We start from the raw sequence: 17,290 nt of genomic DNA, 5'->3' as shown, positions 1-17,290 counted from the left end.
AATAAATAACGCGGCAATTGAACCGCCCTGTTCAACTGGTTGGTAAGCTGTAAGCTGCAATGGCAATACCTGCGGAGATGGTCACACCTATCTTTGCGGCAAGTATAGCTTATGATCTGTTCGTACATACCCGATTTTACACAAACTCCTTTTACCAGGAAAACAACAGGGACTTCTCAAAGAACAGGAATGGTGGCCTCTCAACCTGTGGTATCCATCATTACAGCCTTTTATAATACCGGTGAAATTTTTCTTGAAACACTTTATTCCATACTTCATCAAACCTATTCGAACTTCGAATGGCTGATCATTAATGATTGTTCAACAAATTCCATTTCCCTGCAATTGCTGAACGATGCTGCCCAATCCGATCCACGCATCAGAGTGATCAACAACACAGCCAATATCGGTCTTGCATTAACCAGGAATCACGGTGTGCAACATGCGAAAGGGAATTATCTCTTTTTTATCGATTCAGACGATATGGTGGAATTCAGCTACCTGGAAAAATGTTTACTATGCCTGGAACTGAATCCGCATTTTTCTTTTGTAAGCAGCCATACCATTGGCTTTGATGCCAAAGAATATGTATGGGCCCATGGATACCTGCAACCAGAAAGGTTCCTTGCTGATAATTATGCCGTTAACTGTTATGTTTGTCGCCGCTCTGTATTTGATCAAATACAATACGAAAATATCAAGGGCGGCATGGAGGATTGGGACTTTTGGTTACATGCTGCAAGTATTGGCCTCTGGGGTTATACCATCCCTGAATTCCTCTACTGGTATCGTGAAAGGAACAACCGCTCCATTGACTGGCCCGATATTTTTGATGCCGGCAAACGACAGGCATTTATTGGCCGCCTGCATGAAAAATATGCTAAAAAACTTGCATCGCTCAGTTTCAACACCTCCTTATCAAAAGAACGACATCAAATTACCAATATTCAACAGGCCAATTTATCAGGATCAGGAGGAGAACATATACTTTTTCTGCTGAACTATCAGCCTGAAGATAATCAACAGCTCATCACCTGCGACTATCTTCGTTTCTTTCAATCACAGGGAGCATCCATCACTATCCTGATCCATCACCTGGAAAGCGATCATTATGACGGAGATTTTTCCGGCATCACTGATGATGTTTTTATAGCAGATCATTTATGCGCTGTACAAAACCGTCAATCAATATGGCAGTATTTAATCACCAGCAGAAATATTCAAAGGGTCATTGCTATCAACCTGCCGGCTGATCCGGAAGACCTGCCATTAATAAAATCTGCTTTTCCACATCTGCAGGCAGATCTTATTTTGCTGAGCTTGCCAAAACAATTTTCGGTGGATAACTTAATTCAGCGTTACCATTTAGATACTGCTTACATTGATCATATTGGTGCAGGGGCACAGGAGATCCGGTTCATACTGGAAACGAATGCGGCTTTATATGGCAAAGTGTATTTCATGCCGCCGGTATCGCAGCAACCTGTACAGCCATTTTCATTAAGGCAAGTGCAGCAACAAAAAAATGAATGGGGTATCAATTCAGGCACCTTCACCATTTCCTTCACCGGCAGAATCGGCAACGAGCATTTCAAGTGGCTGCGGGCATTGATCAGCAAATTGAAAACGAACGAACATAACCATTGTCTCTTTATTCTGAGAGTATGGGAACGGGAATTGAAATTATTGAGAGAATCTATCACTCCCCATGAGCTGTCCGGAAACTTACGACTGTTGCCTGTAAATCCGCAACAGCCGGAGCTTCAGGAAGCCCTCGCAATAGCAGACTGCTACCTTGATATAAGCGCCCTGAATGGTTTGAATGATGCCTTGCGGGAAGCGCTCCGGCTTGGTATTCCTGTATTATCCATAGGCAATGAAGGAATAAAGGATTTGATCGATCCCCAGACAGGCTCCCGCTTCCGCCTGCATTACAAGGATCCCGAAAAGCAGGCGGCAGACCTGATTGCTACCATCACGGAGCTTGCCAAAAACACAACAAAAATGAATCGACTCCGCAACAGTTGCTTACAGAAGGCAACGGCGGTGTTAGCCCCCACTCATCCTTCAGCAGTGCAATTCTATCGCCTTGAAAAAAATGTCCCTGCATGACAAAGTCTGTATCCGTTATCATTCCATGTTATAATTACGGCAACAGCATCAAAAAGGCTGTTCGGTCAGTAGTATCACAGACCCATCAAGAACTGGAAATAATTGTTGTGAATGACGGAAGTACCGATACCGCTACTTTACAGGCTCTGGAAGAGCTGAGAACGGAAGACATCACGATCCTCCACCAGGAAAACAAAGGTCCTTCTGCTGCACGCAATGCAGGCGCAGCAATAGCGAAAGGAGATTATTTAATGTTCCTGGACCACGATGACACCATTCATCCCCGTACTATTGAATTATTGTCTGAAGCTTTACAATATTATAACGGATATGATTATGTGTATTCTTCCGTCTACTATTATGGACAAATTCCTGAATACTTCGTATGGAAGCCACAATCCTTCAATGCATATGACCTGATCTGGGCCAATCATCCTACACTTAGCAGTCTTATCAAACGCAGTGCGCACAACAATGTGAATGGTTTTTCTGAAAACCTGGTGTATGGTATGGAAGACTGGGAGTATTGGATCAAACTCTCCAGGCATGGCCATCGCGGAAAAATGATTGACCTCCCACTCTATTTCTATTGGCAGCATGGGAGAACACATACAGCGATTGCGGCAGAAAATTCGCGTTTCACATTCGATACAATTATTGCCAATAACCCGGAAGTGTACAATCCGGTCTATATTAGTGAAATAAAAAAACAATGGCGGCCGATCGTTACTATCATCGCGTATGATGATGGATTACCGGCGCCAATGCTTGCCAGCTTGCAGGAACAAACTATTCCGGATAAACAGATCATCCTTGTATCCTCCGATCCAGGGAGATCTACAGAGAAGATAACTTCATGTAAAGAAGTGATTACAATCATCAACAGCAGTCAGCAACCATTGGATGAATGCTTCAACCAAGCATTTCTAAGTGCCAGAGGAGAATTCGTTTTTTTATTGCACAATGCGGGCTTTGCCCGATCCAGCAGTGTTGAAGAAGCTATCTGGCGAAAAATTTTCGACAAGAGCTCTGCCTGGCATTATTATATTGCCCATGCAAACAAGTCCCACCAGGCAATAGTTGGATTGCCCGACCAGATCCACCAGATAAACGGCGTTCTGATGGAAACCTCACTGTTACGGTTTTCAGGAGGTTTTGCCGAAGGCTTATCGTTCCATCATTCCTTTCAGGAGCTGTTGCTCAGGTTGGAAGCGGGCAGTCTCGCCGGTACCTTCATAAATAGTGAAGTACTGAAAACAACTGTTGCCATCGAAAGCGATCCGGTAGCGGTTTTTGGGAAATACCCCCAATTATTTGGCTACAGTCCCCGCCTGAATGAGTTACTGAGAAGGCCACTGGAAACTGATCATCACAACCAACTACACCGGCAACAAACATTTCATTCATTAAAGCAACTGATCCACTCTGATATTGGCGCCCCCTGGTATGTTAGTCAAGCCAACCAGCGAATGAACACTCCATCCCTGATCAATCCGGCTGCTTCATCAAAAAATGTACTGTATTGTGTACCCTTTATGTCGCGCGGCGGCGCAGAAAAAGTGGATATCGATGTACTGGCGGCATTGAAGCGGGACGGATACCGGATCATACTGGTAACAGATATTGTTTCGGATCATTCCTGGAAACCTAAGTTTGAGGAGTTCACAGATGAAATATACCATGTAGAAACAATTACGAACAATCAACAACAGAGAGTAAAATTCCTGGAATACCTGCTAATCTCCCGCAATGTTTCGCTTCTTTTCATCAGAAGTTCAAATGCAGGTTATCAACTGGCAGCCTCGCTCAAAAAAGAAATAAAAGCCACAATTGCCACAGTGGATCTTTTGCACGCTTACGATCCGAACCACGAAGACTGGGTTGATATTTCAGCCGCCTACGATCCCTACATTGATGAACGTATTGTGATCACCCGGGACCTGCAGGAATACATGGTAGCAAATTATGGCATCAGCAGGCGCAAGATCCGGGTGATACTGAACGGCCTCGATACCAGATTATATTCTGGTGATTCAAACCCGGTGAAGCTGCGTGAAAAACTTCAATTGAAACCGGAAACAAAAATTGTTGGCTTTATCGGGAGGCTATGTATTGAGAAAGGGCTGCACAAATGGCTGGAAGTTGCAGATGAGCTAAATGCTACTTTTCCATCCCTTCATTTTGTAGTAGCGGGCGATGGTCCGCTTAAGGCTGAATTACAGGAAAAGGCAAATGCATTACAGATCAGCAATATCAGTTTCATCGGATGGCAGGAAAAAGTGCATGAGGTAGTGGCTGGATTTGATTTAATGTTGATGACATCACTATCCGAAGGATTGCCACTGGTGATCATGGAAGCGCTTTGTTCTGGCGTTCCCGTTGTAGCGCCGGATATCGGCGGAATCAGGGAGATCCTGACCAATGATTTCAGTGGACTGATTCCTGCAGATGCACTTCCGAAAGTATATGCTGCAAAGATCCGGAAGCTGCTGAACATGCAGGAATCACACAAGGAATTCCTGCGGGCTGAAACCATTCAGTTTGTACAGCAAACATTCGATACACAGGTCAGCCAGCAAAAATACCTGGATACTATAAAAAGGTTGGTAGATGCCAGGAATTCTGCAAATAAAGCAAAGCTCATCATCACATACCTGATGGCTGAACCATTCCTTGCAGAAGATTACAGGAGTAATCCCGCAATGTATGAATATCAAAATCTGGCGGATTATTATTTGTCGTGCCAGCATTGGTTACAACAGCACCAAGAAGCATCAAACAATGGCGCAGGCTTCCTTCATTCAAATTCAGCTGTGCTAACCCATACGAAAAGTGACCAGGTTATTGCCGACTGGTACCTCAATCAATATGAAGTGCTGCCTTTATGGTTCAAAAGAACGGGGCATATAGTAAAGGTATTGTATGGCAAACGCAGCTGGCGCTCCTTATATGACAACACTGCGAAAGGCTACGATTCAAGCATAAGTGTTCAACAGTGGTATAATAATGAATATGAGGTTTTGCCGGCATGGTTCAAGCGCATTGGAAATATTATTAAGAGAGTTCAAAAGATACGAGCTGCCGGGAAAGGAGGTATTCAGGTAATTGTTACTGCCCGGGCTGATGCTGCTGTTCGTTGAGTCGTGGATCGAAAATTTTCCTTTGACAATTTCGCAAATTGGGTTGACCCCGGTCAATAAGTTGATAGAGAAGCCGGGTAATGCAGGATTACAGGTTGTTCAAAGTAAGGTTAGTTGTCTTCGGTATTGCTGGGTTGAAATAATAAAGCCCGCAATTTGCGAGGCTTTCTGAATCTGTGGAGTCTGCCGGAGAATTGTCGAACCAATTATTGGCCTTTTGAAATAGAACAACTGTATGATTTTTATAAGGATGCAATAACAACTAAAACTCATAATTACAGTTTGCGAAAGCTAGCTTCGTGTATGCAAGAGTATAAATTGTTCATAATCAATTTTTAGCATGTTTTGTGATACTAATCTGAGAATTATTGATCCTATTCCAAACACCCGGTTTTTTCTGTAAATTTGAACATTGAACAGTATAGCATATGGAATTAATTATCAATTTTGACGAGCAGGATAATGTAAAGAGAGACTGGTTACTCCGTACTCTTAAGTTGATGGGCATCAATTACAAAACGAAAGGGGAAACCGCACAGACTCTGGAGGAATACAATAGCGATTTGGAAACAGGTAATAGTGAAGTAGAGCAAGGAAAATTTACAACAGCAGAGCAATTGAAAAATGAGATGAAAAAATGGTAGTGTTATGGAGCCAAAGCGCTAAAAACGCACTTCGGCAAGCTTTTGAATATATAGCTACAGATTCCCCCCAGGCCGCACAGGCAGTAATTAATGAGATCGTCGACGCAACGCTCATTTTGGTTCAGCACCCTGAACGACATCATCTCGATAAATTCAAAAAGAACAATGATGGTAGCTGGCGGGCTTTTGAACTCCATCGATACCGAATTTCTTATAAAGTAACAGAAAAGAACATCCGGATTGTACGTATGAGGCACACTAGCAGGAACCCATTGGACTATTAATCATTCTTGTTTTTCTATTAAACAAGTCTTCACTAGGCTACTTCAAGCCATATAAGTAATTTTCAATCTCATCTACTTCAATAAATTTGATAGTATCGATGATGGATTCAAGCCCCATGTAGCCCCATCTATTTATTCGCACCATACTGATTAATTCGGGGGAAAGTGGGTGCCCTAGTCTTAGAGTAGCAATCCTGATTATTTCGTCCTGCAAAGATGAGGTAACGCCATCCGGAGAGTGTTTATTATTATGATCAACTGAACTCATATGCCTAAAGTTGTTGAGTAAATATACACTGAAGGAGGTGGTTTTCTCGGACTAACAAAAAGCCCCGCAATTTGCGAGGCTTCCTGAAGTGTGGGAGTTGACGGGTTCGAACCGCCGACCCTCTGCTTGTAAGGCAGATGCTCTGAACCAGCTGAGCTAAACTCCCTTTGTTGTGATCGGGACGCGAAAATAAAGAAGCGCCGGATATTAACAAAACATCCGGCGCTTTTTTTCAAAAAAAATCGATCGTTATTATTAGTTGCTAATTCTTCTTTCCGATCCTGTACATTTTTCCACCATCAGTAACAGCATACAATGCGCCATCGGATGCATTGAATACATCTCTGAACCTTTCTTTCTCTCCGGACAATAATCTTTCTTCACCAACTACTTTATTGTTCTCGATCACTAACCTTGCGATGTGCATTGAACTCAAACCACCGATGAACAAATTGTTTTTCCATTCCGGGATGGCATCGCCGGAATAGAATGCCATACCACTCGGAGAGAGTACGGGATCCCAGTAATAAACGGGTTGTTCCAATCCTTCTTTCTGTGTAGCGCCATCGCTGATCTTCGGTCCCGCATATTCGATACCGTAAGTAATGCTGGGCCAGCCGTAATTCTTCCCTGGCTCGATACGGTTGAGCTCATCTCCTCCCCTTGGTCCGAATTCATTCTCCCAGAGATCACCGGTAACGGGATGCCAGGCCAGTCCCTGCACATTGCGGTGGCCATACGACCAGATCTCGGGCCTTGCATTCTTATCCTTGAGGAATGGATTGCCGGGAGCAGGCTTACCATCGGTTGTGATGCGGACGATCTTGCCCAGACCTGCCTGCAGGCTTTGCGCCAGGGGCCTGGTCTCCTTATCTGAACGTTCGCCGGTGCTCACCATCAGGTAACCGTTCTTGTCGAACAGGATCCTGCCGCCATAGTGAAGTGAACTGTTATGAGCAGGCGTGGCGCGGTAGATCACCACTGGATTCTGGAGGGATGCTCCATCGTCCGACAGTTTTCCCTTAGCCACCGCCGTTAGATTACCATCAGCAGTTTTTTCAGAGTATACCCAATACACCATCCTGTTCTTGCTGAAAGCAGGATCCAGGGTAAGTCCGAGCAGGCCGCCCTGACCATTGGCATTCACGGCAGGTGCGCCATTGATCTTATCGCTCACCTTTCCGTCCTTGCTTACGATCCGCATAGTGCCGGCTTTTTCGGTAACGAGGAAGCGGCCATCGGGCAGTTCGGCTATTCCCCAGGGATTCGATAATCCGGAAGTGATCACTTTGAACTCCCAGGGAGTTTTTGTTTTCACACCGGCGATCCTGGTCTGTCCGGGGAAAGCAGGTTTGTAATCGGTATTGGCCTTTTCTGTTTCAACCGGCTTTCCGGTGGAATCCGTGCTATTCGATGCAATGCCGGAAGTATCAGGTTTGTCTGTGGCAGCTGCATTGGATTCTCCATTGTTGCAAGCCACTGCCATCAGTCCGATACCACAAATAATGTGGAAGATTTTCTTGTGCATGGTCAATTGGTTTTGTTCCTTAACAGTCACCTAAGGTACTGTTTTAAGGAGTAATTCCTGTGACTATAAAAATCACATGCCAGCATCCTGCGGATTATTCGACGGATACCGGGAATTTTTAGATGGAGCGGGAAACAGGTCAGGCAGGCTGCAGTTCTGTATGTTTGCGGATGGCGGGTTTCACTTTTGCAGCTGATTTCTTTTTCTTCTTACCCCACCAGATATAAAATCCGGTAACGGGCAAGGAAGCCGCGATAAGGGAAACGAAGAACATCAGGATACGTCCGGGCAGTCCGGCGATAGCGCCCACATGGATATCGTAGTTCATCCGGATCGCTTTCTCACCGGCATTGGCATCTGCGTACTTACCCAGGAATTTCACAGGAATTTCCTTTGCCGAGTATTGATCGAAATAAACGTTATCGCTTTGATAATAGGTATCGAGGTCAGGATATGCACGAACCAGTATAGCTGCAGAATCAGTTTGCGGGATATTCACCTGGAATCCTTTGGCGGCGGGGTAAGAAGCTCTTACCTGGTTGAAGATCTTGTCCAGTGGTTGCATGCTGCTGTCCGTTAGCGGCATCTTCACTGATTTCGGAGCGGGTGTTTTGGGCTTTGACTCCCCACCGCTGAATGTCCAGTAGGTTGCCTTGCTGGTGAACTCGTAGCTCCAGTATAAACCTGTGATAATAGTAAAGATGAGGATCCAGCTTGCATAGAAACCGAACACATTATGCAGGTCGTAATTGAGTCTTTTGGGAGATGCGGACCATTTCACTTTGAAACTGCTCTTTTTTCGGGCTTTATTTCTGGGCCACCAGAGTACGATGCCACTGATCACCATCACGAGGAAGATCAATGTACTGGCTCCGGTAACGGCTTTGCCAATGGGTTGCGGCAACCAGAGATACATATGTCCGTTCAATACCCAGCGGAAGAATTCGGAGTTCATATCGCGGGTCTTCAATACTTCGCCGGTGTAAGGATTGAGGAACACAGCATAGGAAAATGGTTTCGGCTTCTTGCCTGAGAACTGTACTATCACTGCGGTTTCAGGCCCTTTGATGAGGATGCGGGTGGGTTTCTTTCCGGGCAGTTGCGCCTCAGCAATTCGTTTATACTCGGTTACAGGCAGGAAAGGTTTTTCCTGCGCCTGTACTTTCAGGTAAGGTTGAGTGATGAGTCTCGAAAGCTCAGGTTGAAAACAATAAATGGCGCCGGTGAGGCCCATGATAAAAACAACCAGCCCGGTTGCGAGACCGAGCCAGAGATGTATTTGTAATATGAGCTTTTTCAGGGTCATGTTAGAATTTAAGTCCGAGGCTCACCAGGAAGTTGGAAGGCTTCTGGGCGATGCCGTTGGAGTTCCAGTATTCTTCGTTCAGCAAATTGTTTGCTTTTACAGAAATACGATAAGCCGGCTGATCGTAGAATACTGTTGCATTCACCAAAGTGTACGAAGGTAATACAAACAGGTTACGTGATTCGTACCAGCTGTCATCAACATAGTTTGCACCTGCACCGATACCGAACCCTTTCAGGTTACCCTTCAGGAGTGTATAGCTAACCCACAGGTTGGCTGTATTTTTCGGACTGGCAGTTACATATTTTCCAGTGAGCGCAGCACTTGCTTTCTTGTATTTGTTCTCATTGAAAGCATAACCTGCAATGATATTCAGACCAGAAACCGGAGCAGCGATCAGCTCCACTTCCACGCCCCTGCTCTGTTGTGTACCATCCTGAACAGTGAAGATCTTTCCTCCGATCGTTTCATTGCGGGTGGAATTGGTAACGGAGATATCATACACGCTGATTGAACCGGTCAGTTTGTTGCGGAACAATTCCAGTTTTACACCGCCTTCCAATTGGTTACCATACTGAGGTTTCAGGATCAGTGTAGAGCCGTCTGGCTGTGCAGCGGGCGCCTGGTTCAGGAAGCCTGTCATATAGTTACCGAAGATCGAAACACGGTCCTTAACAGGCTGGTACACCAAACCGAACTTGGGGCTCCAGGATGTTTGATTGTAGGCGCCGGTATATTTTCCGGTGGCAGGATTGAAAGTTCCTTCAGTATTGAATCTGTCCATACGCAGGCTCACCATGGCCATCAGCTCAGGTGTGATATTGAACAGATCAGACAGATAAACACTGTATGTGCTGGATTTGGTTTTGCTGGCGCCGAATCCACGTTGCTGTGAAAGTACATTCACTTTATCGGCACTGTAATTGGCAATAGTTGCCTTTCTGAAATTCACCGTATCAACGGGAACGGTTACACGATAAAGATCATTGTAATTGTAGTTGTAATCGAAACCAACCACTACCCTGTTGCGAAATTTCCCGATCAGGAAATCACCGATGAAGTTTTGCTGTGCCTGGATATTGCCGAAAGTCTCAGGGGTTTGATTCCTGGTAGAACGGGCAACAGTGGAGTCAGACAGCAGTGTGAGTGTAGTCCAGAGGAAATCTTTGTAGAAGCCTTCTGAATACAGGAAGTTGGTCTGGGATTTCCATTTGTTGGAGATCTTGTATTCGATCTGCGCCTGCACGTTGTTGATACCGTTATTGATATCAAGACTATTATTGATCAGCGATTGTTTGTAACCGATAGGAATATCCTTCATGCTGCGTGCTGAGAATTTCTCAAGCGTATCCAACGCGAAGGAAGTGGTGGTGTAATTGCCACGGGTAATTTCTGCTTCAATGTTGAAGGTGAGTTTATCATTTACTTCGTATCTGAAGCTGGGAGCGATTGTATAGTTTTTGGCAAAGCCCTGATCCTGAAAAGTACCTTCTGACTGGTAGGCACCTACGATGCGGAAATAAGCATTCTGCTTTCCTTTGATGGTCAGCGGCGTATTCACATCGGCCTGGATACGGTTGAATGCATAGCTGCCGGTGGTATAGCTGATCTCGCCACCGAAATGATCATAAGGTTTCTTGGTCACATAGTTATAAGTACCACCGAAAGTGATACCGCGGCCGCCGCCAAACACAGTACCTACTGGTCCTTTGATAAATTCGATCCTGTCGAGGATAGCAGGGTTCATGGGAGCGATAGCGCTGGTGGCCAATCCATTTCTGGTGCCCTGTGTATTCTGGAATCCGCGCATGGTCAGCCCCTGGGAGCCGCCTGCTGCGAAATTGGGAACTGCACCGGGAACATTCCTGAAGATATCTGTACGCTCAGTTGCGATCTGTTCTGTGATCAGGCTCTGCGCTACCACATTGTACACCTGTGGATTTTCAAGATTACGGAGAGGCATACGCGCAACAGTTTCTGTTCTCTTGGTAGCGAAACGGTTCTTCGCATGTACCACAATTACTTCTGTCAACTGAACGCTTGATACATTCAACTGCAGATTCAATGCGGTTGTTTGATTGTTTCCAACAGTTACTTCCTGTACCAGGGGATCATAACCAACAAGCGTAACCTCTAACTGGTAAGTTCCGGGCTTTACCTTTTGGATTATGAAACTTCCATCGTCTTCCGTAACAACGGAACGTTTGGTTCCTTTCAGGGAAACTGTTACGAAAGTTGCGGGTTTATTGTCGCTGGTAGTTACCTGTCCTTTGATGATGCCAAAGTCGGGTTCATTGCTGTTGATATTGCCAAAGCTGAAGAGGGGAAGTGCTGCTAAAAGCCAAACCAAGAATCTCATAACCGGTTTTTGTATTTGCCGGCAAATTTCACTACGGTTCGCCGCAGGAATCATCCCAATCAGGAAAAAACGGTTACGCAAAGCGGAAAAATGCTGTAAATCAGGGGTTATGGCAGAAAAAAAGGGCCGGACTGGTGGAGTCTGGCCCTCTCGGAGAGCAGTCGCTCACGTCTCCGCGAGTGACTGGGCACACTCTGATTATTTAAAACAACTCCGGCTGATCGTTCGCTTCTTCTTTCTTTTCTTTCATCACCCATTCAAACTCGGTGCTCTTGCTGAAATCAGCGAGCTTATTACCAACAGCTTTCCAGCCCATCACTTCCACAAAATCATTGATCTTGATCTTGGAAGTTCTTTGCTGCTGGCCGCGTCCCTGTCTGATAACCACAATCGGCTCAGGATGGGTGCTCACAGCTTCGAGATAATTGTCAGGACCTTCCTTGATCATCGTGAATTTATTGAACAGGGTGGTAGTCTCGATACGGAAACGCTTCACGTTGAACTGTTGTTTATCGTTATCGAGATAGATAGCGGTAACAGTTTTCTCCGGATTGAACTTCTCGATCCTGATCACATTCTCGGGATCGAAACGCTGGGTCACTTCCTGGTCTGTGATCATATAAGTACCATCGTGGTAGAATACCAGCAATCTGTCTTCCGCCTGGAAGCTGCCCAGGTACTCCCCTTTCTCTTCGGTGTTGAGCCTTCCGAACTGATCATCGAACCAGAGCTTACGGCCGCCGAGCGTGGATTTGCCGGCTTCCTTGAACTTCACGTTCTTGATGGGATACTTGGTCACCTGGTTTCCCATACTGCTGCGTCCTTTGATCTCGAGCTCTTCAAAATAGAAATCGAATTCCTTGATACGCGCACTGGCATTCGGGCTCAGGATCACTTTCACCACTTCTGCTTCACCGTTGGGATTGGCAGTGAAATAATGCACTTTGCTTTTCTCTGCACCCTTGGTGAGATCATATTCCTTATCGCGGGTGATACCTGTTACATTGAATCGCTTCGCGAAGCTGATGCCGCTCTTCGCATCAACATAGATCATGTTGTAGGTAGTGCGTTCATCGTTCTTCTGGAAGATAGCGATATGGATGATGTCTTTACCGATGAAGGTTTTGTCAGATACTTTCACGATCTTCATCTTACCTGCCCTGGTGAAAACGATCACATCATCCAGGTCAGAACAATCGGCTACAAACTCATCTTTCTTCAAACCTGTGCCCACAAAGCCGTCTGCGCGGTTCACGTACAGTTTGGCATTGGCGATGGCTACGGCTTTCGCCTGCACCACTTCGAATGGTTTGATCTCTGTTTTACGCTCTCTTGTTTTCCCGTATTTCTCTTTCAGTCGCTCATAGTAGGCCACGGCAAAATCAATCAGGTTGTTCAGATCATGCTTCACTTGTTTGATCTCTTTTTCGAGTCCCTTGATCTGGTTGATCAGGTCGTCGATATCGAGTTTGTAGATCCTGCGTACAGGCTTCTCCGTGAGCTTGATGAGGTCTTCGCGGGTGATCTCGCGTTTCAGTTGAGCCTTGAAAGGATTGAATGCCTTATCGATGGCGTCCAGCACCTTATCCCAGGTCTCGTGTCTTTTCTCCAGCTCCTTGTAAATCTTTTCTTCGAAGAAGATCTTTTCGAGCGAAGTGTAATGCCATTTTTCCTGCAGCTCCGCCAGTTTGATCTCGAGCTCGCGCTTGAGGAGGTCTTTTGTTTTCTCCACGGAAACGCGCAGCAGCTCGTGAACGCCGAGGAACACTGGTTTCTTGTCTACGATCACGCAGGCATTGGGAGAAATGCTCACTTCGCAATCGGTGAATGCATAGAGGGCATCGATGGTGATATCGGGAGAGATACCGGGGGCCAGGTCAACCTGGATCTCCACATCGGCAGCGGTGTTGTCCGTTACTTTCTTGATCTTGATCTTGCCCTGGTCATTGGCTTTGATGATGCTGTCGATCATCGAAGTGGTGGTAACGCCGTAGGGAACATTTTTGATCAGCAGCGTTTTCTTGTCGAACTCTTCTATAATAGCGCGCACACGCACTTTGCCGCCGCGTTTACCTTCGTTGTAATTGGTAACGTCGATCATACCACCGGTCTGGAAATCGGGATAGAGATCGAATTTCTTTCCGCGGAGGTATTTGATGGCGGCGTCGATCAGTTCATTGAAATTGTGTGGAAGGATCTTGGTAGCCAGCCCCACCGCGATACCTTCAGCGCCATGCGCCAGCAAGAGCGGGAACTTCATGGGAAGTGTCACGGGCTCGTTCTTACGGCCATCATAGCTGGTTGCCCAATCAGTTGTTTTATTATTGAAAGCCACGTCCAGCGCAAATTTGCTGAGACGTGCCTCGATGTAACGAGGTGCGGCCGCATCGTCTCCGGTGCGGATATCGCCCCAGTTACCCTGGGTATCTATGAGCAGGTCTTTCTGTCCCATATTCACCAGTGCATCGCCGATACTGGCATCACCGTGTGGGTGGTACTGCATCGCCTGCCCGATGATATTGGCCACTTTGTTGAACCTGCCATCATCCATTTCTTTCATGGCATGCAGGATACGGCGTTGTACGGGTTTCAATCCGTCTTCCACAGCCGGTACCGCACGCTCCAGGATCACATAAGAAGCATAATCAAGGAACCAGGTCTTGTATTGTCCTGATACACCTGAATTGCTTTCCAAAGCCTGCTCTGATATTTTCGATTTAGCCATAAGATTCTTTCAGCCTGAGCTCTTGTATGTTTTTATATTATTGTTCCTGTTCTGAAGTGGCCTGAACCGCCGACTTTCCTTTCACTTCAAAGTCTTTCATGCCTTTCAGTTCACCCTGCACATCGTATTCTCCGGCAGCGAGGATCTGTTTCAATCTCCACAGTATATAAGCATCACCGGTAGTTTGCTTGTTCTTGCTGAGGAATTGATGGATGATCTTGCTGGCCTTCTGCCAGTCGTTGGTGATGTACTTTTTCAGATCGGCATCATAGAAATCGTAATCAAAATGAGCGAGTTTCTTACCACCTTCCAGGATGCGGACGCCTTTGTTCTCCTGCATCAGTTTCTTCCATTCATCGGGGTCCACTTCAAATTCACTGAGCGTGATAGGGCGCGCCAGCTTCCTGGCTTTCAGAAATTCCTTCGGAGGAATTACGGATAACCATTCAGGATAGAAGATGAGTCCTTTTTCATTGATGAAGGGCAGGTTGTTCAGGTAAAGGATGAATACCCTTCCCTGGAATTCCGCCATATAGTTGAGCAGCCAGTAGTAGCCGCTTACATCGTGCTTGTTCTGTGCGGCCCAGATCCAGATGATCTCATCGGGATTGCGGCGCATGGTGCCCACCAGTTCGGCAACGGTCTTGTAATCGTTCACTTCATCGGTTTCCACTTTTCCATCATAATCACCGCCGGCCAGCACATCTTTCCACCACTGTTTCCTGGCTTCGATGCCTTCGCCTACATAGATATCGGCGATAGGGCCAACAGCATAATCATCCCTGATCAGCACTATATCGCCCTGCATGGATTCTTCCAGTTCAATGGCTTTTTGAAGCACCGCTACATCGGGTTCATTGAAAACGATATGAATCATAAATTCTGGTTTGTACTCTATTTAGCAGTTTCAGTTTCTTCGGCCAGGTCCAGCTCTACGCGCAGGTTATCGATGATGAACTCCTGGCGTTCCTGGGTGTTCTTGCCCATATAGTATTCCAGCAATGCCTGCACGTGCTCGCCCTGTTCAATGATCACAGGTTGTTTGCGCATTTCCGGACCGATGAACCTTCCGAACTCATCGGGAGAGATCTCACCCAGTCCTTTGAAACGTGTGATCTCTGGTTTGCCGCCCAGTTTTTTGATGGCTTTCGCTTTTTCTCCTTCGTCATAACAATAGAAGGTTTCTTTCTTGTCGCGCACACGGAACAGCGGCGTTTCCAGGATGTATACGTGCTGGTTCTTCACCAGGTCAGGGAAGAACTGCAGGAAGAAGGTCATCATCAGCAAACGGATATGCATACCGTCCACATCGGCATCGGTAGCGATCACGATATTATTGTAACGAAGCCCTTCATAGCCTTCTTCGATATTCAATGCGTGCTGAAGCAGATTGAACTCTTCGTTCTCGTATACTACCTTTTTGGTAAGGCCAAAACAGTTGAGTGGTTTACCGCGAAGACTGAAAACGGCCTGTGTTTCCACGTTACGGCTCTTGGTGATGCTTCCGCTGGCGGAGTCACCTTCGGTGATGAAGATGGTGCTCTCTGCCTGTTTTTCACGGATGGCTTCCTTGTCTTTTCCAGTGGGTTCGTCGTTATAATGATAACGGCAGTCGCGCAGCTTCTTATTGTGCAGGTTGGCTTTTTTGGCGCGCTCGTTGGCGAGCTTCTTGATACCGGCCAGTTCCTTGCGTTCACGCTCGCTCTGCTCGATACGCTTTTTGAGCGCTTCAGCAGTGGTCGGATTGCGGTGCAGGAAATTATCCAGTTCTTTCGAGAGGAAGTCGTTCACGAAGTTCTTCATGGTAGGGCCATTCTCATACACCACCTGTGAACCGAGCTTGGTCTTGGTCTGGCTTTCGAACACGGGCTCCTGTACGCGAACGGAGATGGCGGCGCAGATGCTGCCACGGATATCGGCGGCATCATAATCCTTTTTATAGAACTCGCGGATGGTTTTCACGAAAGCTTCGCGGAATGCCGCGAGGTGTGTTCCCCCCTGTGTTGTATACTGACCGTTAACGAAGGAGTAATATTCTTCGCCGTAAGAATTCTCGTGAGTGATGGCCACTTCGATGTCTTCCCCCTTGAGGTGGATTATCGGGTAGCGGATCTCGTCTTCATTGGTCTTGCGCTGGAGAAGGTCCAGCAGACCGTTCTTGCTCACATATTTTTTGCCGTTGAGGTTCATCACCAGGCCGGCGTTGAGGTAGCAATAATTCCAGAGCTGTCCATCGAGGTATTCGTGGAGGAAGTGGAAATTCTTGAATACTGTTTCGTCGGGGATGAAGGTGATGAGGGTACCGTTTGGCTCGTCGGTCTTTTGTTCTTTGTATTCTTTGGTAAGCACGCCTTTTTCGAATTCGGCGGTCTTTTCCTTGCCATCACGATAAGCTGTTACCTTGAAATAGGTACTGAGGGCGTTCACCGCCTTTGTACCCACACCATTGAGACCTACTGATTTCTGGAAGGCCTTGCTATCGTATTTGGCGCCGGTATTGATCTTGCTCACTACGTCCACCACCTTACCGAGGGGAATGCCCCGGCCATAGTCGCGTACAGATACATTCTTCCCTTCGATGGAGATCTCAACCTGCTTACCGTAGCCCATTGTATGTTCATCGATACAGTTGTCGATCACCTCTTTGAGCAATACATAGATCCCGTCATCGGGGCTGGATCCATCACCTAGTTTCCCGATGTACATCCCGGGGCGGAGGCGGATATGTTCCCTCCAGTCGAGACTGCGTATCGAGTCTTCGGTATACTCGCCTTGAACGGTGGTTTCTTTTTCTTTTGCCATAGTCTAATCCTGTTCGTAAGCTACTTATATATTAAAATAAATCAGTTACAATAGAAAGGGATGCTGTAGAACGGGCAAATATAGCAAAACAGGAGCAGAAGGTTTTTGTGTGAGATATTAAG

10 protein-coding genes and 1 tRNA gene are annotated in these 17,290 nt (G+C 46.4%); 4 read left to right on the top strand and 7 right to left on the bottom strand.

What is annotated here, in order from left to right:
• Positions 1-111: 111 nt before the first annotated feature.
• The 4 genes from FSB84_RS19175 (at position 112) to FSB84_RS31715 (ending at position 6,180) form a co-directional block, all read left to right on the top strand.
• Entirely contained in the window at positions 112-2,112 is a 2,001-nt protein-coding gene (locus FSB84_RS19175) for a glycosyltransferase (protein WP_130539505.1), read from the top strand.
• Positions 2,109-5,252: a glycosyltransferase gene (locus FSB84_RS19170; protein WP_130539504.1), complete on the top strand. Its 3,144-nt coding sequence runs from the start codon at positions 2,109-2,111 to the stop codon at positions 5,250-5,252. The genes FSB84_RS19175 and FSB84_RS19170 overlap by 4 nt, the downstream gene beginning before the upstream one ends.
• Positions 5,253-5,680: 428 nt before the next feature.
• The gene (locus tag FSB84_RS19165) at positions 5,681-5,896 is read left to right on the top strand and encodes a hypothetical protein (protein WP_130539503.1); all 216 of its coding nucleotides are present in this window, start codon (positions 5,681-5,683) and stop codon (positions 5,894-5,896) included.
• Positions 5,890-6,180, top strand: coding sequence for a type II toxin-antitoxin system RelE/ParE family toxin (locus FSB84_RS31715; RefSeq protein WP_130539502.1), 291 nt, complete (start codon positions 5,890-5,892; stop codon positions 6,178-6,180). Before FSB84_RS19165 ends, FSB84_RS31715 begins: the two co-directional genes overlap by 7 nt.
• Before the next feature lie 359 nt (positions 6,181-6,539).
• Here FSB84_RS31715 and FSB84_RS19155 read toward each other — a convergent pair.
• The 7 genes from FSB84_RS19155 to FSB84_RS19125 all read right to left on the bottom strand — a co-directional run bounded on the left by FSB84_RS19155 (position 6,540) and on the right by FSB84_RS19125 (position 17,168).
• Positions 6,540-6,614, bottom strand: a tRNA-Val gene (locus FSB84_RS19155).
• Between the two features lie 96 nt (positions 6,615-6,710).
• Entirely contained in the window at positions 6,711-7,976 is a 1,266-nt protein-coding gene (locus FSB84_RS19150; protein WP_225979826.1) for a PQQ-dependent sugar dehydrogenase, read from the bottom strand.
• A gap of 139 nt (positions 7,977-8,115) precedes the next feature.
• Positions 8,116-9,282 carry a PepSY-associated TM helix domain-containing protein gene (locus tag FSB84_RS19145; RefSeq protein ID WP_130539501.1) on the bottom strand — a complete coding sequence of 389 codons (1,167 nt, stop codon included), beginning with the start codon at positions 9,280-9,282 and terminating at the stop codon, positions 8,116-8,118.
• Between the two features lies 1 nt (position 9,283).
• Positions 9,284-11,641 (bottom strand): TonB-dependent receptor, encoded by a 2,358-nt coding sequence (locus tag FSB84_RS19140; protein WP_158644005.1) that lies wholly within the window; start codon positions 11,639-11,641, stop codon positions 9,284-9,286.
• A 202-nt stretch (positions 11,642-11,843) separates the two neighbouring features.
• Complete coding sequence (locus tag FSB84_RS19135) at positions 11,844-14,366, bottom strand: DNA gyrase/topoisomerase IV subunit A (RefSeq protein ID WP_130539499.1); 2,523 nt, start codon at positions 14,364-14,366, stop codon at positions 11,844-11,846.
• A 37-nt stretch (positions 14,367-14,403) separates the two neighbouring features.
• Complete coding sequence (locus tag FSB84_RS19130) at positions 14,404-15,243, bottom strand: DUF1835 domain-containing protein (protein ID WP_130539498.1); 840 nt, start codon at positions 15,241-15,243, stop codon at positions 14,404-14,406.
• Positions 15,244-15,260: 17 nt separating this feature from the next.
• Entirely contained in the window at positions 15,261-17,168 is a 1,908-nt protein-coding gene (locus FSB84_RS19125) for a DNA topoisomerase IV subunit B (RefSeq protein WP_130539497.1), read from the bottom strand.
• Positions 17,169-17,290 lie beyond the last annotated feature (122 nt).

This window comes from Pseudobacter ginsenosidimutans, assembly GCF_007970185.1.
GTDB lineage: Bacteria > Bacteroidota > Bacteroidia > Chitinophagales > Chitinophagaceae > Pseudobacter > Pseudobacter ginsenosidimutans.
Note: the sequence above shows the minus strand (reverse complement) of the source record. Positions and strands in the feature narration are given on the sequence as shown.

Bases quoted from the DNA above. Each gene is read 5' to 3' on its own strand.
- FSB84_RS19165 (WP_130539503.1), top strand. From the start codon at position 5,681: ATGGAATTAATTATCAATTTTGACGAGCAGGATAATGTAAAGAGAGAC.
- FSB84_RS19150 (WP_225979826.1), bottom strand. From the start codon at position 7,976: ATGCACAAGAAAATCTTCCACATTATTTGTGGTATCGGACTGATGGCA.
- FSB84_RS19145 (WP_130539501.1), bottom strand. From the start codon at position 9,282: ATGACCCTGAAAAAGCTCATATTACAAATACATCTCTGGCTCGGTCTC.
- FSB84_RS19135 (WP_130539499.1), bottom strand. From the start codon at position 14,366: ATGGCTAAATCGAAAATATCAGAGCAGGCTTTGGAAAGCAATTCAGGT.
- FSB84_RS31715 (WP_130539502.1), top strand. From the start codon at position 5,890: ATGGTAGTGTTATGGAGCCAAAGCGCTAAAAACGCACTTCGGCAAGCT.
- FSB84_RS19125 (WP_130539497.1), bottom strand. From the start codon at position 17,168: ATGGCAAAAGAAAAAGAAACCACCGTTCAAGGCGAGTATACCGAAGAC.
- FSB84_RS19175 (WP_130539505.1), top strand. From the start codon at position 112: ATGATCTGTTCGTACATACCCGATTTTACACAAACTCCTTTTACCAGG.
- FSB84_RS19140 (WP_158644005.1), bottom strand. From the start codon at position 11,641: ATGAGATTCTTGGTTTGGCTTTTAGCAGCACTTCCCCTCTTCAGCTTT.
- FSB84_RS19170 (WP_130539504.1), top strand. From the start codon at position 2,109: ATGACAAAGTCTGTATCCGTTATCATTCCATGTTATAATTACGGCAAC.
- FSB84_RS19130 (WP_130539498.1), bottom strand. From the start codon at position 15,243: ATGATTCATATCGTTTTCAATGAACCCGATGTAGCGGTGCTTCAAAAA.